Origin of the sequence: Acinetobacter equi (assembly GCF_001307195.1) — a bacterium.
GTDB classification, from domain to species: domain Bacteria; phylum Pseudomonadota; class Gammaproteobacteria; order Pseudomonadales; family Moraxellaceae; genus Acinetobacter; species Acinetobacter equi.
Window position 1 is genome coordinate 2847378 of the sequence record NZ_CP012808.1, and the last position, 18324, is coordinate 2865701.

The following is an 18324-nucleotide window of genomic DNA, read 5'->3' on the forward strand; positions in this document are numbered from 1 at the left end:
CCTTAATTTTCAATAGAATCATAATTAATATTTAAAAAAAATTAACTATTGACAAACTTCTAGTTATTAATAATTGTTTAAAATTAAAAATCAGCTAAAGCTTACTAATAACATTTTATAGTGAATTCAATGATGCTATACCTATGTACACTCATCCATAAATTAAGGTACGAAAATCAAGAGCTTCTTTATAAATATTCACTGTCTCCCCTTATAGTTAACCAAATGCCTACTACACCAAACTTATTACTTTTTCGCCCATCATACTTCTAGCTAAGTGAAAATATCTAAAGTTTTATCTCAATTCTTTCATTGATTTATTCACCACTAATGGTCAACCAAGCTATATCTTCCCACTGTACTTCCCATCGTATATTGATACGCAGCACACATCATACATCTCAGCAACTCACTATTTTTCTTCAAAGAATAAAGTACAGAAAGTAGTTTTAGAATACACAAAAACTATATTAATATTTAAGTTAATTATAGGATTTTATTTATCTTTTTAAAAAGGAAACATTTTATGTCTAAGGATGAATACACAGGTATTGAATACCTTAATGCAATTAAAAATAATGAACTTCCACATGCACCTATGGCATCAACTATACCAATGCGATTAATTGAAGTTTATGAAGGTTCTGTTGTATATGAGGTCAGCCCTAATGATCATCATTTAAACTTGCAAGGCGGTATCCATGGTGGATTTTGTGCCACAATTTTAGACAGTATCACGGGTGGTGCTGCGCATACTATTATGGATAAAGGTGTTCAATTTGCGACAACTGACTTAAATATAAAAATGATACGCCCCATGCAATCTGGAAAAAAGTATCGTGGAATCGGGCAACTCATAAATGCTGGTCGTACCTTAGTAGTAACTGAAGGTAAAATTGTTGATGAAAATCATAAAATTTATGCATATGGCACAGCAACACTCATGATTATTCGTCATTAATTTCCTATAAAAAAGCCTGATCAAAATCAGGCTTTTAAAATATTAATCTTCCAAAATTTTGCTTGTTTTCTTCTGATCTTTCATTCGAAGGAAATAAATCAAGCAAATTCCCACCATCACTGTGACATAAATAAAGTAATAATTTTCATGACCAATACTCTTAAACTGTAATGCCATTAATTCAGATGTTCCACCAAAAATAGTGTTAGCAATTGCATAAGGCAGTGCAACACCTAACGCACGGATATGTGCAGGAAACATTTCAGATTTAATTACAGCACCAGTAGCCGTATAACCTGATAAGAAAATCATACCAAAGACAATTAAACCAAATGCAATATATGGATTAGTTGTTTGCGCAATTAATGTGAAAATTGCATATGTAAATAATACACCACCTAAACCAAAGAAAATCATCACTGGTTTACGACCAATTTTGTCTGAAATTAAACCCACGATAGGCTGTAATAACATTAAAATAAATATCGATGCAGCGGAAATCATAGTTGCTGTTTCTTTGGTAAACCCAGAGGTATTCACCAAGAATTTTTGCATATATGTGGTATATGCATAGAAAGACAATGTACCACCAGCCGTTAAAAATACGACAGCTAACGCAGCTTTAGGATGATATTTGAATAATGATAATGCACTAGACTTCGGTACATTTGTTCTATCAACATTATTAAATGATTGGGTTTCAACCATGCCACGTCGAATTACAAATATAAGAAGTGCTAAAGCTGAACCAATAAAGAACGGAATACGCCATCCCCATTCATAAAGTTGTTGTTCTGTTAAAATATTTTGTAAAACAATAAGTGTAAAGAGCGCTAATAACTGTCCTGCTAGAATCGTCATATATTGGAAACTAGAAAATAGACCACGTCTATTTTTACCAGCCATCTCACTTAAATATGTTGCACTTGCACCATATTCACCACCAACACTTAGACCTTGCAGTAGACGTGCAATAATTAAAATAATAGGTGCTAAAAGACCCACTTTATCGTAAGTTGGCGCACATGCAATTAATAGTGAACCTATGCACATTAATGTTACAGAAAGAGTTAGTCCTGCCTTACGACCTTTACGATCAGCAAAAATACCCATGACCCAAGCACCAATTGGTCTCATTAAAAAACCGACAGCAAAAACTGCTGCTGCTTGTAACAACTCTACCGTTTGATTTCCTGCTGGAAAAAATGAACGTGCAAAATATAAAGTAAACATACTATAAGCAAACCAATCATACCATTCGACCAAGTTACCTGCCGAACCACCAATAATTGATTTAATACGCGTTTTCTTATCTGGTCTGCCCGTTTGATGTCCTATAGTATTTTCATTCATTAGGCTTCTCCTTAGCCAGAGTATTAGAATAAAATTTCTTTAATACTCAATATTATTTAATCGATACTAATTTGAGATATATCTATCAGATTTTTTATTAAAAACAATTAAACCAGATATACACAAAGCCTAAAAACACATCAAACAAAAAATAAAACTCTTATATTTCAAAATACTAAATAAATATGTTAAATTATTTTTTTCAATCACTTTTAATGATGGAATCAATAATATATTCACATCAAAAGCCAATTATTTTAAAATTTTGTTAATTTATACACAAAATTATACTAGATTATTCCTATTTCCCAATCCATTCACTACCTGACCAAGCTTTAACCTCTACAGCAACCCTTGAGCAATGTAAAATTTCAAGAGCAATTGTATGTACAAGCTTAGAAATATGCCGTGTATTTGGTAAAGCTAATGCAATATCTCGATAGAACGAATCATTATTAATTGGCGCCATTTTAAATTTTTTTTGCTGTAAATCATTTTTCATTGAGACCAAAGGTAAAATGGTATAACCAAATCCTTCCTTTACGAGTTGTTTTTGCACTTGAATATCATTAATTTCAGCACATATATTTAAGTCACAGTTTTCACTATTAAAACCTTGTTCAATAATCGATCTTAATCGGTGCGGTGCATACGGTAAAATTAAAGGAAATTCTGAAATCTCTTTAATACTCAAAGGACAATTGTAATTAAGATCAGAATTATAAGGCCCAATAATCCATAATCGTTCACGTACAATCGGTTGTATATCAATAAATTTTGATGAGTCCGTCCCATAAATGAGTGCAAGATCAATATCGCCCTTTTCCAACCATTCAGTTAAATGTCCTGAATAACCAACAGAAACTTTTAAATTAACATCTGGATATTTCTTTTTAATCACCCTCATCAGTGAAACAGAAAGAAGTTCGCTTAAACTCGCCAAAATACCAACATTAATTGTGCCCTGTAAAGTTCCATTAGATGTTGTTAATTCAACTTTTGCAGCCTCAATTTCTTTTAATGCACGTCTTGCATATACTTCTAAAATTTTGCCTTCATCTGTTAAATGCATTCCATGACGACCACGCTCAAAAAGTACTACGCCAAGTTCATCTTCTAGTAAATGAATCTGACGTGAAACTGCTGGCTGTACAATGTTAAGTAATGCAGCTGCTTTTGTAATATTTTTAGTTTCGGAAATTGTAATAAAAGATCTTAATTGTTTAATGTCCATTTCAATCTACTTTTAGCATACTTTAGATCATTTTATTCTATTTTATTCTTTAATCAATAACATTATATGATGAATTAATTTTAAAAATTACAGCCTGATAAGGAAATCATCACATGAAATCTACAATTAATAACTATCCTGAAATACGTGAAGCTGTACGTGCATTATGTGCAGAGTTTTCAAATGAATACCATCGTAAAATTGATGAAGAACGTGGCTATCCAGAAGAATTTGTTAATGCTTTAACTGAAGCGGGTTGGTTAGCTGCAATGATTCCAGAAGAATATGGTGGCTCAGGTTTAGGCCTAACTGAAGCTTCTATTATTATGGAAGAAATTAACCGTAGCGGTGGTAATGCTGGTGCATGCCACGGTCAAATGTACAATATGGGTACTTTGCTTCGTCACGGTTCAAAAGCACAAAAAGAATTATATTTGCCGAAAATTGCAACAGGTGAATGGCGCTTACAATCTATGGGCGTTACTGAACCAACAACTGGAACAGATACTACAAAAATTAAGACTACAGCCGTTAAAAAAGGCGATCGTTATGTTGTTAATGGACAAAAAGTTTGGATTTCTCGCGTACAACATAGTGACTGGATGATTCTACTTGCACGTACAACACCACTTGCTGAAGTCACAAAGAAATCTGAAGGTATGTCTATTTTTATGGTCGACCTTCGTGAAGCTGAAAAAAATGGCATGATCGTACGCCCAATTCCAAATATGGTGAACCATGAAACCAATGAACTTTTCTTTGATAATTTAGAAATTCCTGAAGAAAACTTAATTGGTGAAGAAGGTAAAGGCTTTAAATACATTTTAGATGGCTTAAATGCTGAGCGTACGCTCATTGCTGCTGAATGTATTGGTGATGGCTATTGGTTTATGGATCGTGCGACTGAGTATGTTAAAGATCGTGTTGTTTTCGGACGACCAATTGGACAAAACCAAGGCGTACAATTTCCTCTAGCTGAGAACTTTATTGAAATTGAAGCTGCAAACCTGATGCGTTTCCGTGCATGTGAAATGTTTGATCGTGGTGAAAAATGTGGTGCTGAAGCCAATATGGCGAAATATTTAGCAGCTAAATCAAGCTGGGAAGCAGCTAACAACTGTCTACAATTCCATGGCGGTTTTGGTTTTGCCAATGAATATGATATTGAACGTAAATTCCGTGAAACACGCTTATATCAAGTAGCCCCTATTTCAACAAACTTAATTTATAGCTTTGTTGCTGAACACTTACTTGGTTTACCTCGTTCATTCTAATTCAAAGGTTGAAGTATGGATCATTTAAATAAGCCTCACCACTCTTATCTATTTGTCCCTGCAAACCGTATTGAGCGCTTTGAAAAAGCACTCAATACGGCAGCCAATGCAGTCATTATAGATTTAGAAGATGCTGTTCCTGTTCATTTAAAAGTACAAGCACGTGAAGAATTAAAGCAATGGTTGATTAATCATCCTGAACATCAAGTGATGATTCGCATTAATTCAAAACAAACTGAATGGTTTAATGACGATATTGCATTGGCTCAGATTGAAAATGTGTCAGCAATTGTATTGCCTAAAACTGAAACTGCAGATGACATTTCAACATTACAACAAGTACGCAATATAGCGGTTTATCCCCTTGTGGAAACGCCACTTGGATTTGCCAATATTAGAGAAATTGCTCGTGCAAAAAACGTTCAAGCACTGATGTTTGGTTCAATTGATTTTCAACTTGAAATGGAAATGCAAGGTGGTTATTACGAGTTATTAAGTTTCCGTAATGAGTTTGTACTTGCCTCTAAACTAGCCAACATTCAGCCACCTGTTGATGGTGTTACTGTTGATTTTAAAGATGAAGCATTAGTTACGCTCGAAACACAACAAGCAAAAAATTTAGGCTTCGCAGGAAAATTATGTATTCACCCTGCTCAGGTCGATATTGTCAATCAAGTCTTTCAACCGAGTCAGGCTGAAATTGAATGGGCTACACAAGTCTTAGCTGCTGTTGAACAAGCGCAAGGACAAGCCGTTAGCTTAAATGGAAAAATGATTGATTTACCTGTTATTTCCCAAGCAAAAAAAATCTTAGCTTCTGCTTAAAATTTTGACTTGTTATTTAACTACAGTGAAGTAATTAAAAGATAAGGAATGAAAATGAATAACTTTGATAGCTGGATTGGAAAAAAAGAAATCCAAAATGATGTAAGTGACTTACGTCCTTTAAGTTTAATGCAAGCATTATTAAATCAAGAAAATAAATTATTAGACCACGTTCCTCATTTATATCATTGGTTATACTTTGTACCTGTTGTTGATACAGATCAACTTGCTATAGATGGTCATCCACATAAAGGAAGTTTTCTTCCCCCTATTCCATTTCCAAAACGTATGTGGGCTGGCGGACGTTTAGAATTTATTGCTCCTATTGCTGTTAACCAGCCACTACGTCGTGAATCTGAAATACTCAATGTCAGTTTTAAGCAAGGTAAAGTAGGCGATCTTTATTTTGTTACGGTTAAACATAGCATTTATTCAAATGACGAACTTTGTATTATTGAAGAGCAAGATATTGTTTATAAAGCTGAACAAGCAAAAACAGTTGCAGATTCTGCAATATTAGAAAAGTCTGTAACTGAGCTTCGTCCAGCAACTTACCGTGTACCATTCAAAGCCAATACGCCATGCTTATTTAGATATTCAGCACTTACATTTAATAGTCATAAAATTCATTATGACCGTGAATATAGCATGACATATGAAAACTATCCTGGCTTAGTTGTTCATGGTCCTTTGCTTGCAACACTGCTAATTCATACATTTAAGCAAAATTATCCAAATAAAAAGATTCAAAAATTTAACTTCCGTGCGGTGAAACCTGTTTTTGATTTTAATGAAATCAATATTTGTGGTGATATTCAAAATTCACCAAGTGAATTGTGGATTGAACATAGCAATGGCGATGTTGCAATGAAAGCAACAATTGAATTTCAAGGAGAATAATCATGCGTCCTTTAGATGGAATTACAGTGATTACCTTAGAACATGCAATTGCTGCTCCTTTTTGTACACGTCAACTTGCAGATTTAGGTGCTCGTGTTATTAAAATTGAACGTCCAAATGTAGGTGACTTTGCACGTAAATATGATGAACGTGTTGATGGGATGTCATCTCACTTTGTTTGGACAAATCGTTCTAAAGAAAGTTTAACTTTAGATATTAAAGCTGAACCTGCCCAAGATATTCTTAAAAAACTAATTGAAAAAGCAGATGTATTGGTACAAAACTTAGCACCCGGTGCTGCTTCTCGTTTAGGTTTATCTTACGAAGAACTAAGTCAAATTAATCCCAAGATTATTGTTTGTGATATTTCAGGCTATGGTGATGATCCTGAAAATTTAGGGCCATATCGTGATAAAAAAGCATATGACTTACTCATTCAAAGTGAATCAGGCTTCTTATCTATTACAGGTACAGAACAAGAGCCTGTAAAAGCAGGATGTTCTATTGCTGATATTTCTGCGGGTATGTATGCCTATACCAATATCTTGGCTGCATTAATTGAGCGTTCAAAAACTGGGAAAGGAAAACGCATTGATATTTCAATGCTTGAATCTATGGTGGAATGGATGGGATATCCCCTTTATTACACAATTCATGGCGAAGCTCCTCCTCAACGTACAGGTTCTTCTCATGCTACGATTTATCCTTATGGACCATTTCCAACAGGTGATCAAAAGCAAGTCATGCTAGGTATTCAGAATGAACGTGAATGGCAATCTTTCTGTAGTATTGTTCTAGAACAACCAGAACTGGCACAACATGAAGAGTTTATTAATAATACTTTACGCTCTAAAAACCGTTCATCGTTATACAAAATCATTGTTCAACATTTTGACAAACTGACTCAAAGCGAAGTCATTGAAAGACTTGAAGCAGCAAAAATTGCCAATGCGAGTGTCAATGAAATGAAAGATGTTTGGGAACACCAGCAACTAAAAGCACGCCAACGTTGGACTGAAGTAGATACACCTATTGGCAAAGTTCCAACCTTAAAACCTGTGGGTTTAAAAGATGATGCTGACTTTTACATTGGCGCTGTTCCTGATCTAGGTCAACACTCTGCAAATATTTTGCAAGAATTAGGCTATCCTGACGCTCAAATTCAAGCACTTTTAGAGCAAAAAGTTATTTAACGCTTTTCTAGCCAATGAGGCCATTGGTTAGATTTTTTCTTTAGAAACTTAAACTATATCAATATATTTTAAGCCATAAAAAAAGAGTGATTTTAAAATCACTCTTTTTTATTCATACGTTCTTATTAATATTAAAAACATATTAAAAAACATGCTTTTTATATGCAATTCCATCATCCAACATCATTATGAATGTTGTGCACCATATGCAGTAAACGAGGTGCAATATCTTCTTCTAACTTTTGTGGGCTTAAAATAAAACTTGGACCGCCACAGTTAAATACCAGTAAGCCATGTTGTTCATGATAATAAGGAACAGCGACAGAATTGACATCTTTATGCCATTCGCCTAAAGAAAAACAATATCCCTTTTCTTGGTAATCATTAAATGCTTGATCTAGATTTTTCTTAATATCATCCCATTCATCGGCATGTTTATCTCGAATCGCTCTTAATAAAAATTCACGTTCATCTTCAGGCATTGCAGCTAAACAAGCTCTTCCCATAGAACTAAGATGAATTGGTAAATATGTTCCCACTTGACGACGCATCGTCACATTACCTTTACCTTGAACTACATCAAGATAAATCATATTCAAGCGATCACGCTTAGCCATCGCAACTGCTGCACCCGCATAATCTGCTAATTCTTTCATGTATGGATGAGCAACGGAACGAATCGAAACATTCGCAAGCATTGAATAACCGAAGGCTAAAACACCGACAGAAAGCTGATACTTACTCGAATTTGGAACTTGTTTTAAATATCCTAAACGAGACAAAGTATAAGTTAAACGTGTAATGGTCGGTTTTGGTAAACCGGTCATTTGAGATAATTCTTGATTACCCAAATGTTGATGTTTCGGGGTAAAACAGCGTAATAATTCTAAACCACGTGCTAAGGCTGTAATATATTGACGATCATTTTCATCCTGCATATCTGAAATAGGATGTAAAAGTTCATGTCGTAAAGGAGCAATTAATTCCTGCTCTTTTTCTGTGAAATCACTCATCGTCATTTATAGCCTAAAACTCTTAATTAATATTTCGCTCTGCGGAATTGTAATATATTTTATATCTAAATAGCAAAAAAGCCATTCGACCCGAATTGCTTTTTTGCCTTGCATCATACCTAAATGATTGCTTAACCAATGATTCCTTGCTGACGTAATGCTTCAATTTTTTCAGCATCAATGACATCTGCCAGAATTTCATTGGTATGTTCACCCAGCATTGGAGGTGCTTTTTTATACTCTACAGGTGTACGTGAGAGTTTAATCGGTGAACCAATGATTTTCAATTTTTCTTTCTGAGGATGTTCCATTTCTACAAGCATATTACGTGCTTGTACTTGTGGTTCAGAAAAAGCTTGTTCTAAATTATTAATTAAACCTACAGGTACTTTTACTGCATGAATAATATCGACCCAATGTCTTGCTGTATTCGTTAGGAAATGCGTTGAAAGTAAATCACAGATTTCTTGACGATGTTGAATACGCAAAGCATTTGTTGTAAATCGTGGATCAGCTAATAAATCTGCACGATCAATCGCATTACACATCGCAACAAACTGTTTATCATTACCACAGGTAATAATAAAATCTTGATCTTTCGCTCTAAACACTTGGTAAGGGACAATATTGGCATGGGCATTACCATAGCGTCCCGGTACTTTACCTGATGCTAAATAGTTCATGCCTTGGTTTGCCATAATTGCCACTTGAACATCAAGTAAAGCCATATCAATATATTGCCCCAAGCCTGTCATTGTTCTATTGAGCAGTGCAGCTTGAATTGCAATTGTTGAATAAAGCCCTGTGGTAATATCTGCAACAGCAACACCAACTTTTTGTGGTCCGCCACCCGGCAAATCATCCTTTTCACCTGTCACAGACATCAAACCACCCATGCCCTGTACAATAAAGTCATAACCAGGTTCAGATGCACGAGGTCCAGTCTGTCCAAAACCTGTAATTGAGCAATAGACCAATTTAGGATTTACGGCACTAAGTGTTTCATAATCTAAACCGTATTTCTTTAAAGAACCTGCTTTATAGTTCTCAATAATAACGTCTGATTTTGCCGCTAATGCTCGAACAAGCTCTTGACCTTCAGATGTTGAAATATCAATTGCAATTGACATCTTATTACGGTTTGCAGACTGGTAATAAGCAGCTTCTCGTGTGTCTTCACCCTTGTCATTTTTCATCCATGGTGGTCCCCACATACGAGTATCATCACCCGTTTTTGGACGTTCCACTTTGATGACTTCAGCGCCTAAATCTGCCAAGATTTGACCACACCAAGGTCCTGCTAGTACGCGACTTAAATCTAGTACGCGAATACCCTCTAATGCACCCATGTGTTTTTCCTTGTAACCCTTTACTTATACACGCTCAATAACCATTGCAAGACCTTGTCCCACACCAATACATAAGCTAATTACGGCATATTTTTTACCGCTGCGTTGTAACTCACGCGCAGTTGTTAATGCTAAACGAGCACCTGATGCACCTAATGGATGACCAACCGCAATTGCACCACCATTTGGATTCACACGAGGATCATCTAATGCAACATCTAAACCTTTTAAACAAGCCAATACTTGTGAAGAAAATGCTTCATTAATTTCAATGATATCCATGTCATCTAAACTTAAATTTGCACGCTTTAAGGCAAGCTTAATGGCTTCAATTGGACCTGCTCCCATAATGCGTGGCTCAACACCTGCCGCACCTGAAGATAAAATTTTAGCAATAGGCTTAATGCCTAAAGTTTGCTGAGCCTGTTCAGAACCAATTAATAATGCAGCAGCCCCATCATTTACTCCTGAAGCATTACCCGCAGTCACAACACCACCTTCAAATAATGGTTTCAGTTTTTGTAATGCTTCCATATTAGACGATGGGCGTGGATGCTCATCAAGTGTTACTAATTTAGGCGGTAATTTACGACCTTGAGCGACTTCTACCGCAATAATTTCATCTTCAAAGAAGCCAGCTTGTTTTGCAGCTTCATATTTTTCTTGTGATGCTGCTGCAAATTGATCTGCATCTTCACGGCTGATGCCATATTCAACAGCAACGTTGTCACCTGTTTTTGGCATGGTGTCATCACCAAAATTTTTCTCAATAACAGGGTTTGGAAAACGTGCACCAATTGTTGAATCAAAAACTTTGAAATCGCGACTAAATGCTTTTTCAGATTTAGCAAAAACAAATGGCGCACGTGACATTGATTCAACACCACCAGCAATAAAAATATCGCCTTCACCACAACTAATTGCACGTGCAGCATCAATTACCGCGGCTAAACCTGAAGCACATAAACGGTTTACTGTTTGTGCTGGTGTTTTTACATCTAAACCTGCAAGTAATACTGCATGACGTGCAATATTACGACTGTCTTCACCTGCTTGATTGGTATTACCCAAAATCACATCATCATAAATATTATTTGGTAGTTGATGCTTTTCAACTAAAGCTTTAATCACATGAGCAGCTAAGTTATCAGGACGAATAGTTGCTAACTCACCTGCATGACGACCAAATGGTGTACGTAATCCATCATAAATATATGCATTTAACATCGTAATAGTCCCTTAGATAACTGAAGTGTGAAGAAGTGGAATATTTAAACGTGCACGACGCGATAACCATAAACTCGGACGATAACGCTGATCGCCTGTATTGGCATAAATACGTTCTAAAATAAGTAAAATTCGGTCACTACCTAAAACATCGCCCCAAGAAATTGGACCATGTGGATAACCTAAACCTAATTTCACTGCTTTATCGATGTCAGATGCTGTCGCAATTTGTTGTTGTGCAATATCGCATGCAAGGTTAATCACCATTGCTAAAACACGTTGTGAAATAAAACCAACACTCTCAGCAATAACAGATACGCCATGTCCATTTTTCGCAAAGATTGCATGTGCTTGGTCAATATAAGATTTTTCTGTCGCAATGGATGGCATAAGCGTACGATGCTTAGCAAAATCTGTCAGCATATCAATGCTAACCGCACGTGTTGCTTCTACATTTAGACGTAATGCAGCGGTTGTCGTATCTTCACCATAAGTTGCTAATAAAATAAGGCTATCGCTTGCAGGTTCTACCGAACTATCAAGCGTAATACCATTATTTTCTAAATATTCACAAAGAATCGCTGCATCTTCATCACGATCTGCTTTTACCCAAACCGCTTTAAAATCTGTCACAACAGGTATAGGTTGGCGTGGTGCTTCATTGGTTTTAACACCATCCACATATTGATAAAAACCTTCACCAACTTTACGACCTACTTTTTTCCCCGCCAACATTTGACGAGTTAAAGGATGTGGACGATAACGATCTTCTTGATAGAACTGATTAAAAATAGATTCCATTACAGGATGTGATACATCTAATGCAGTTAAATCAAATAATTCTAACGGTCCCATGCGAAAGCCCGCACCTTCTCGTAAAATTCGATCAATTTCACTTACAGATGCAACACCTTCACCCAATGCTTTCAATGCTTCTGTACCATAAGCACGACCTGCATGATTCACAATAAATCCTGGTGTATCTTTAGTGCGAACACCAAAGTGTCCCATACGATTTGCAAGTTCTAATAAATCAGCAACAACTTGTTCATCTGTTGCTAAACCTGCAATAACTTCCACAATTTTCATGAGCGGAACAGGATTAAAGAAGTGGAAACCTGCAACACGATCTTGATGCTCTAAACTTGAAGCAATCGCAGTCACTGAAAGTGAAGATGTATTTGAAACTAAAATCGTATCGCTTGATACAATACCTTCAAGTTGCTTAAACAAACTTTGCTTGATATCTAGGTTTTCAATGATGGCTTCAACTACCATATCCACACCTGCAACATCTTCAATTTTTTCAAGTACAACAAAACGTGCAAGCGTATCTGCTAACTGTTGTTCAGTCATTTTGCCTTTGGCTTGCAACTTTTCTAATGTTGTTTTGAGTTTTGCTAAACCTTGTTCAGCAGCACCAGCTTTTGCATCAAATAATCGAACTTCCAAACCAGCTTGGGCTGCAATTTGGGCAATACCCATCCCCATTACACCAGTACCAATCAATGCCATTTTTTGAATAGTCATTTCTTATTTTCCTGTGTAATTTGGTGAACGTTTTTCAAAGAAAGCATTTACACCTTCTTTTTGATCTTTCGTATCAAATAATATTTGGAATGCTTTACGTTCTAAGGCTAAAGCACCTTGAAGCGAAAGATCTTGTCCTAAATTTGTCACTTCTTTAATTTGCTGTACTGCAATTGGAGAGAAACTTGCAATTGTTGCTGCAAGTTCAAGTGCATGAGAAATTGTATTTTCATCTTCCACAACTTCAGAAACTAAACCCATACGATTTGCTTCTTCCGCACCAATGAACTTACCCGATAAAACCAATAGCATTGTTTGAAACTTACCAATTGCACGGAGTAAACGTTGCGTTCCACCTGCTCCTGGCATTAACCCTAATTTCACTTCAGGTTGTCCAAATTTTGCAGATTTTCCTGCAACAATAATGTCTGCATGCATTGCAAGTTCACAGCCACCACCAAGTGCATAACCATTTACAGCTGCAATAATAGGTTTAGGACAATCAACAATACTTTGCCAATATTGCTCAGTATGTCGTAAATACATTTGTGATGTTGTTGCTGTTGTAAAATCTTTAATATCTGCACCAGCAGCAAAAACTTTGTCGCCACCTGTAATAACAATGCTACGCACAGCATCATTAGTTGATAATTCTTGGAATGTTTCTGAAAGTGCTTGGCGTAATTCTAAATTCAATGCATTTCTTGCTTCAGGGCGATGTATTTCAACAATTGCCACACCATTATTCTGAATATCTAGCTTCAATATTTGTGTATTTTCCATAACTCATATATTTCGCAATGCGGTATTAGATACACAATATACATACTTTTTCGATCTTGTAAATTGCTTAATTTAGTTACAAAAATATTTTTAATAAAAAAAAACTACAAACTTTTTATTTAAATACAATTATTTAGTTATAAATCAATCAATAAAAATACAGTTTCGCTGTGCAAAATATACTTTCGTATATATTGCTTCTTGTATCGCAGTTAATTAGTATCCATTCAAAATATTTGATGTATAGAACTTAAGCACTTGTGACATCACAACTTAAGGTTCTGATTATCCTAAAAAATGGAGTATTAACATGGTTCGTGATCAAGAAACCTTAGATCAATTAGTTGATATGATTCGTCAATTTGTTGAAGGTGTACTCATCCCTCACGAAGAAGTTGTTGCTGAAACAGATGAGATTCCTCAAGAAGTCGTTCAACAAATGCGTGAATTAGGTCTTTTTGGTTTAACGATTCCTGAAGATTACGATGGTTTAGGTTTAACCATGGAAGAAGAAGTTTATATTGCCTTTGAATTAGGTAGAACTTCTCCAGCATTCCGTTCTTTAATTGGTACAAATAACGGTATTGGTGCATCAGGTTTAATCATTGATGGTACGGAAGAACAAAAACAATATTTCTTACCAAAATTAGCAAGTGGTGAAATTATTGGTTCTTTCTGCTTAACAGAACCTGATTCTGGTTCTGATGCAGCATCATTAAAAACAACCGCTGTAAAAGATGGCGATGAATATATTTTAAATGGTACTAAACGCTTTATTACCAATGCTCCACATGCTGGCGTGTTTACTGTAATGGCACGTACAAATCCAGATATTAAAGGTTCAGGTGGTATTTCTGCATTTATCGTAGATAGCAAAACTCCTGGAATTTCACTCGGCAAACGTGACAAAAAAATGGGCCAAAAAGGTGCTCATACCTGTGACGTTATTTTTGAAAACTGCCGTATTCCTGCCTCTGCTCTTATTGGTGGCGTTGAAGGTGTAGGTTTCAAAACTGCGATGAAGGTTCTTGATAAAGGTCGTATTCATATTGCTGCACTTAGTGTTGGTGCTGCAACTCGCATGCTAGATGATTCATTGCAATATGCTGTTGAGCGCAAACAATTCGGTCAACCAATTGCAAATTTCCAACTTATTCAAGGCATGTTAGCAGACTCTAAAGCTGAAATTTATGCTGCTAAATGCATGGTTCTAGATGCTGCACGTAAACGTGATGCAGGACAAAATGTAAGTACTGAAGCATCTTGCGCAAAAATGTTTGCGACTGAAATGTGCGGTCGAGTTGCTGATCGCGGTGTGCAAATTCATGGCGGTGCTGGCTATATCAGTGAATATGCGATTGAACGTTTCTACCGCGATGTCCGTTTATTCCGTTTATATGAAGGCACAACACAAATTCAACAAGTCATTATTGCCCGCAACATGATTCGCGAAGCAACTCAATAACAGTCTGTTTTGGATTGAGCCATTTTATCTCCTTCCGGCTCAACCATTTTTTATTATGGTAATGGATTATGGCTATAACAAACACAATTTCAAAAATTGGACCACATACTTGGAAGCTAGCATTTCTTTTTGCCTTCCTTGCACTACTTGTAGATGGCGCAGATTTAATGCTCCTCTCTTACAGTTTAAATAGTATTAAAGCAGAATTTGGTCTTACACCTGTTGAAGCAGGTATGTTGGGAAGTTTTACTCTTGCTGGTATGGCAATTGGTGGTATCTGTGGTGGATGGGCGTGTGATAAATTTGGTCGTGTACGTATTGTTGTAATCTCAATTCTTACCTTTTCAGTTTTAACGTGTGGTTTAGGCTTCACAAATACCTTCTGGGAATTTGGTATTTTACGTTTCTTTGCTTCATTAGGTTTAGGTTCATTATATATTGCATGTAATACCTTAATGGCAGAATATGTACCAACGAAATACCGTACAACAACATTGGGTACACTCCAAGCAGGTTGGACTGTTGGCTATATTGTTGCAACATTACTTGCAGGTTGGTTAATTCCAGATCATGGTTGGCGCGTACTATTTTATGTTGCTGCTATTCCTATTGTTCTTGCAGTTCTTATGCATTACTTAGTTCCAGAACCTGCAGCATGGCAAGAAAATCGCTTTAAAAAAGTGGATGTAAAAGAAAAATCAGAATCAACATGGAAGCTTATTTTCCAAGATAAGAAAAACCGTAATATGTTTATATTATGGGCACTTACAGCAGGTTTCTTACAGTTCGGTTACTATGGCGTAAACAACTGGATGCCGTCATACCTAGAAAGCGAATTAGGTATGAAGTTTAAAGAAATGACTGCCTACATGGTAGGTACATATACCGCTATGATTTTAGGTAAAGTACTTGCTGGTTTCATGGCAGATAAATTAGGTCGTCGTTTTACTTATGCATTTGGTGCAATCGGTACCGCAATCTTCCTACCAATTATTGTGTTCTATAACTCACCAGATAACATCTTATACTTATTAGTCATTTTCGGATTCTTATATGGTATTCCATATGGCGTGAATGCAACGTATATGACTGAAAGTTTTGCAACAAATATCCGTGGTACAGCAATTGGTGGTGCATATAACGTAGGTCGTCTAGGTGCTGCAATTGCTCCTGCAACAATTGGCTATCTTGCAAGTGGCGGTTCAATTGGATTAGGCTTCTTAGTTATGGGTGGTGCTTACTTTATTTGTGGTGTTATTCCTGCACTATTTATCAAAGAAAAATTATATGATCCGCAAAAATCATAAATCTTGCTGATTCATTAATAAAAGCCTCTTCGGAGGCTTTTTTTACAATTTAAAGGCTTTTTAAGCTTTAACTTTAGTGATAAAATATCGCTAGGCGAAATAGGATTTTACATAATGGAAGAAATTATAAGAGAAGCAATGGAGTTTGACGTTGTAATCGTAGGCGCAGGACCTGCAGGTCTTTCTGCTGCGATTAAAATTCGTCAATTAGCGATTGAAAATAATTTAAATGATCTTTCCGTGTGTGTCGTGGAAAAAGGCTCCGAAGTAGGTGCGCATATCTTATCTGGTGCTGTACTTGAACCTCGTGCGATCAACGAACTCTTCCCGAATTGGAAAGAAGAAGGTGCACCGTTAAACGTCCCTGTTATTGAAGATAAAACTTATTTCTTAATGTCTGATACTTCACATAAAGAAGCACCACATTGGATGGTTCCTAAAACCATGCACAATGATGGAAATTATGTGATTTCTTTAGGAAACGTCGTTCGCTGGTTAGGCACAAAAGCTGAAGAGTTAGAAGTTTCTATTTTCCCAGGTTTTGCTGCTGCTGAAATTCTTTATCATGAAGATGGTACTGTAAAAGGTATTCAAACTGGTGATATGGGTATTGGTAAAGATGGCGAATCTACGCATAACTTTGCCCCAGGCTATGAACTTCATGCCAAATATACGATTTTTGCTGAAGGTTGCCGTGGTCACTTAGGTAAGCGTTTAATCAACCAATTTAATTTAGATAAAGATGCTGATCCTCAACATTATGGTATTGGCATTAAAGAACTTTGGGAAATTAACCCCGCTAAACATAAACCAGGCTTAGTGATGCATGGTGCAGGTTGGCCTTTAAGTGAAACAGGTTCTTCTGGTGGTTGGTGGTTATATCACGCTGAAAATAACCAAGTCACTTTAGGTATGATTGTAGATCTTTCATATCAAAATCCACATATGTATCCATTTATGGAAATGCAGCGTTGGAAAACTCATCCTTTAATTAAGCAATATTTAGAAGGTGCTAAGCGCATTTCTTATGGTGCTCGTGCTGTTGTGAAAGGTGGTTTTAACTCTCTTCCTAAATTCACTTTCCCAGGTGGTACCTTAGTTGGTGATGATGCAGGTTTCTTAAACTTTGCTAAAATCAAAGGCTCTCATACTGCAATGAAGTCAGGTATGCTTTGTGGTGAAGCGGTATTTGAAGCAATTCAAGCAGGTGTTGAAAAAGGTGGTGATTTAGCCATTGCACGTGTCACTGAAGGTGAAGATTTCTTTGCGAAAGAACTCACATCTTATACTGAAAAATTCAATAATAGCTGGTTAAAAGAAGAGCTTTATAACGCTCGTAACTTTGGTCCTGCAATGCATAAGTTTGGTCAATGGGTTGGTGGTGCATTTAACTTTATTGATCAAAATGTCTTTAAAGTTCCATTTACACTACATGATTTACAGCAGGACTTTAGTGCTTTACAAACTGTAGATACGGCTAACTTTAAACCAAACTATCCAAAACCAGATGGTAAGTTAACTTTTGACCGTTTATCTTCTGTATTTGTATCAAATACGGTACATGAAGAAAATCAGCCAGCACATTTAAAGCTAACTAATCCTGATATTCCAGTGAATGTAAACTTACCAAAATGGGATGAGCCTGCACAGCGTTACTGCCCTGCGGGTGTATATGAAATTATGGAAAATGATGATGGTTCAAAGCGTTTCCAAATTAATGCTGCGAACTGTGTACATTGTAAGACATGTGACATCAAAGATCCTTCACAAAACATCACATGGGTAACACCGGAAGGTGGTGGTGGACCTAACTATCCAAATATGTAATTTAGATTGTTATCGTCTTTTATCCAATTATGTCGTGCTGAATTAAGTACTTCATTTATATTTTTTAGGTAATCCTAGCTCCT

Annotated in this window: 15 protein-coding genes; 8 read left to right on the forward strand and 7 right to left on the reverse strand. The window is 36.2% G+C overall.

What is annotated here, in order from left to right; genetic code table 11:
- Positions 1–526: 526 nt before the first annotated feature.
- Positions 527–961, forward strand: coding sequence for a PaaI family thioesterase (locus tag AOY20_RS13410; RefSeq protein ID WP_054582337.1), 435 nt, complete (start codon positions 527–529; stop codon positions 959–961).
- 42 nt (positions 962–1003) lie between these two features.
- On the opposite strand, the gene AOY20_RS13415 is transcribed toward AOY20_RS13410, so the two are convergent.
- Together AOY20_RS13415 and AOY20_RS13420 are read right to left on the reverse strand one after the other, a co-directional pair.
- Positions 1004–2314 carry an MFS transporter gene (locus AOY20_RS13415; RefSeq protein ID WP_054582338.1) on the reverse strand — a complete coding sequence of 437 codons (1311 nt, stop codon included), beginning with the start codon at positions 2312–2314 and terminating at the stop codon, positions 1004–1006.
- A gap of 301 nt (positions 2315–2615) precedes the next feature.
- Entirely contained in the window at positions 2616–3548 is a 933-nt protein-coding gene (locus tag AOY20_RS13420; protein ID WP_054582339.1) for a LysR family transcriptional regulator, read from the reverse strand.
- A gap of 113 nt (positions 3549–3661) precedes the next feature.
- Here AOY20_RS13420 and AOY20_RS13425 point away from each other — a divergent pair, with 113 nt between their 5' ends.
- The 4 genes from AOY20_RS13425 to AOY20_RS13440 are packed head-to-tail and all read left to right on the forward strand — an operon-like array spanning position 3662 to position 7740.
- A complete protein-coding gene (locus AOY20_RS13425) occupies positions 3662–4822 on the forward strand; it encodes an acyl-CoA dehydrogenase family protein (protein WP_054582340.1) in 1161 nt (386 codons plus the stop codon).
- Positions 4823–4837: 15 nt separating this feature from the next.
- Complete coding sequence (locus tag AOY20_RS13430; RefSeq protein WP_054582341.1) at positions 4838–5647, forward strand: HpcH/HpaI aldolase/citrate lyase family protein; 810 nt, start codon at positions 4838–4840, stop codon at positions 5645–5647.
- A gap of 54 nt (positions 5648–5701) precedes the next feature.
- Positions 5702–6547, forward strand: coding sequence for an HTD2 family dehydratase (locus AOY20_RS13435; RefSeq protein ID WP_054582342.1), 846 nt, complete (start codon positions 5702–5704; stop codon positions 6545–6547).
- Between the two features lie 2 nt (positions 6548–6549).
- Positions 6550–7740 (forward strand): CaiB/BaiF CoA transferase family protein, encoded by a 1191-nt coding sequence (locus AOY20_RS13440; RefSeq protein WP_054582343.1) that lies wholly within the window; start codon positions 6550–6552, stop codon positions 7738–7740.
- A gap of 173 nt (positions 7741–7913) precedes the next feature.
- Here the strand turns inward: AOY20_RS13440 and AOY20_RS13445 are convergent, their stop codons facing one another.
- The 5 genes from AOY20_RS13445 to AOY20_RS13465 all read right to left on the reverse strand — a co-directional run bounded on the left by AOY20_RS13445 (position 7914) and on the right by AOY20_RS13465 (position 13642).
- Complete coding sequence (locus AOY20_RS13445) at positions 7914–8753, reverse strand: IclR family transcriptional regulator (RefSeq protein WP_144424786.1); 840 nt, start codon at positions 8751–8753, stop codon at positions 7914–7916.
- Positions 8754–8884: 131 nt separating this feature from the next.
- A complete protein-coding gene (locus AOY20_RS13450) occupies positions 8885–10102 on the reverse strand; it encodes a CaiB/BaiF CoA transferase family protein (RefSeq protein ID WP_054582345.1) in 1218 nt (405 codons plus the stop codon).
- 24 nt (positions 10103–10126) lie between these two features.
- Positions 10127–11329, reverse strand: a complete 1203-nt coding sequence (locus AOY20_RS13455; RefSeq protein ID WP_054582346.1) for a 3-oxoadipyl-CoA thiolase — start codon at positions 11327–11329, stop codon at positions 10127–10129.
- Between the two features lie 12 nt (positions 11330–11341).
- Positions 11342–12859, reverse strand: a complete 1518-nt coding sequence (locus AOY20_RS13460; protein WP_054582347.1) for a 3-hydroxyacyl-CoA dehydrogenase — start codon at positions 12857–12859, stop codon at positions 11342–11344.
- A gap of 3 nt (positions 12860–12862) precedes the next feature.
- A complete protein-coding gene (locus tag AOY20_RS13465; protein ID WP_054582348.1) occupies positions 12863–13642 on the reverse strand; it encodes an enoyl-CoA hydratase in 780 nt (259 codons plus the stop codon).
- A gap of 310 nt (positions 13643–13952) precedes the next feature.
- Here AOY20_RS13465 and AOY20_RS13470 point away from each other — a divergent pair, with 310 nt between their 5' ends.
- From AOY20_RS13470 to AOY20_RS13480, 3 genes are all read left to right on the forward strand, one after another.
- Positions 13953–15107, forward strand: coding sequence for an acyl-CoA dehydrogenase family protein (locus tag AOY20_RS13470; RefSeq protein ID WP_054582349.1), 1155 nt, complete (start codon positions 13953–13955; stop codon positions 15105–15107).
- Positions 15108–15175: 68 nt separating this feature from the next.
- Entirely contained in the window at positions 15176–16414 is a 1239-nt protein-coding gene (locus tag AOY20_RS13475; protein WP_054582350.1) for an MFS transporter, read from the forward strand.
- Positions 16415–16528: 114 nt separating this feature from the next.
- Positions 16529–18241 carry an electron transfer flavoprotein-ubiquinone oxidoreductase gene (locus AOY20_RS13480; protein ID WP_054582351.1) on the forward strand — a complete coding sequence of 571 codons (1713 nt, stop codon included), beginning with the start codon at positions 16529–16531 and terminating at the stop codon, positions 18239–18241.
- The last annotated feature ends 83 nt before the right edge of the window (positions 18242–18324 follow it).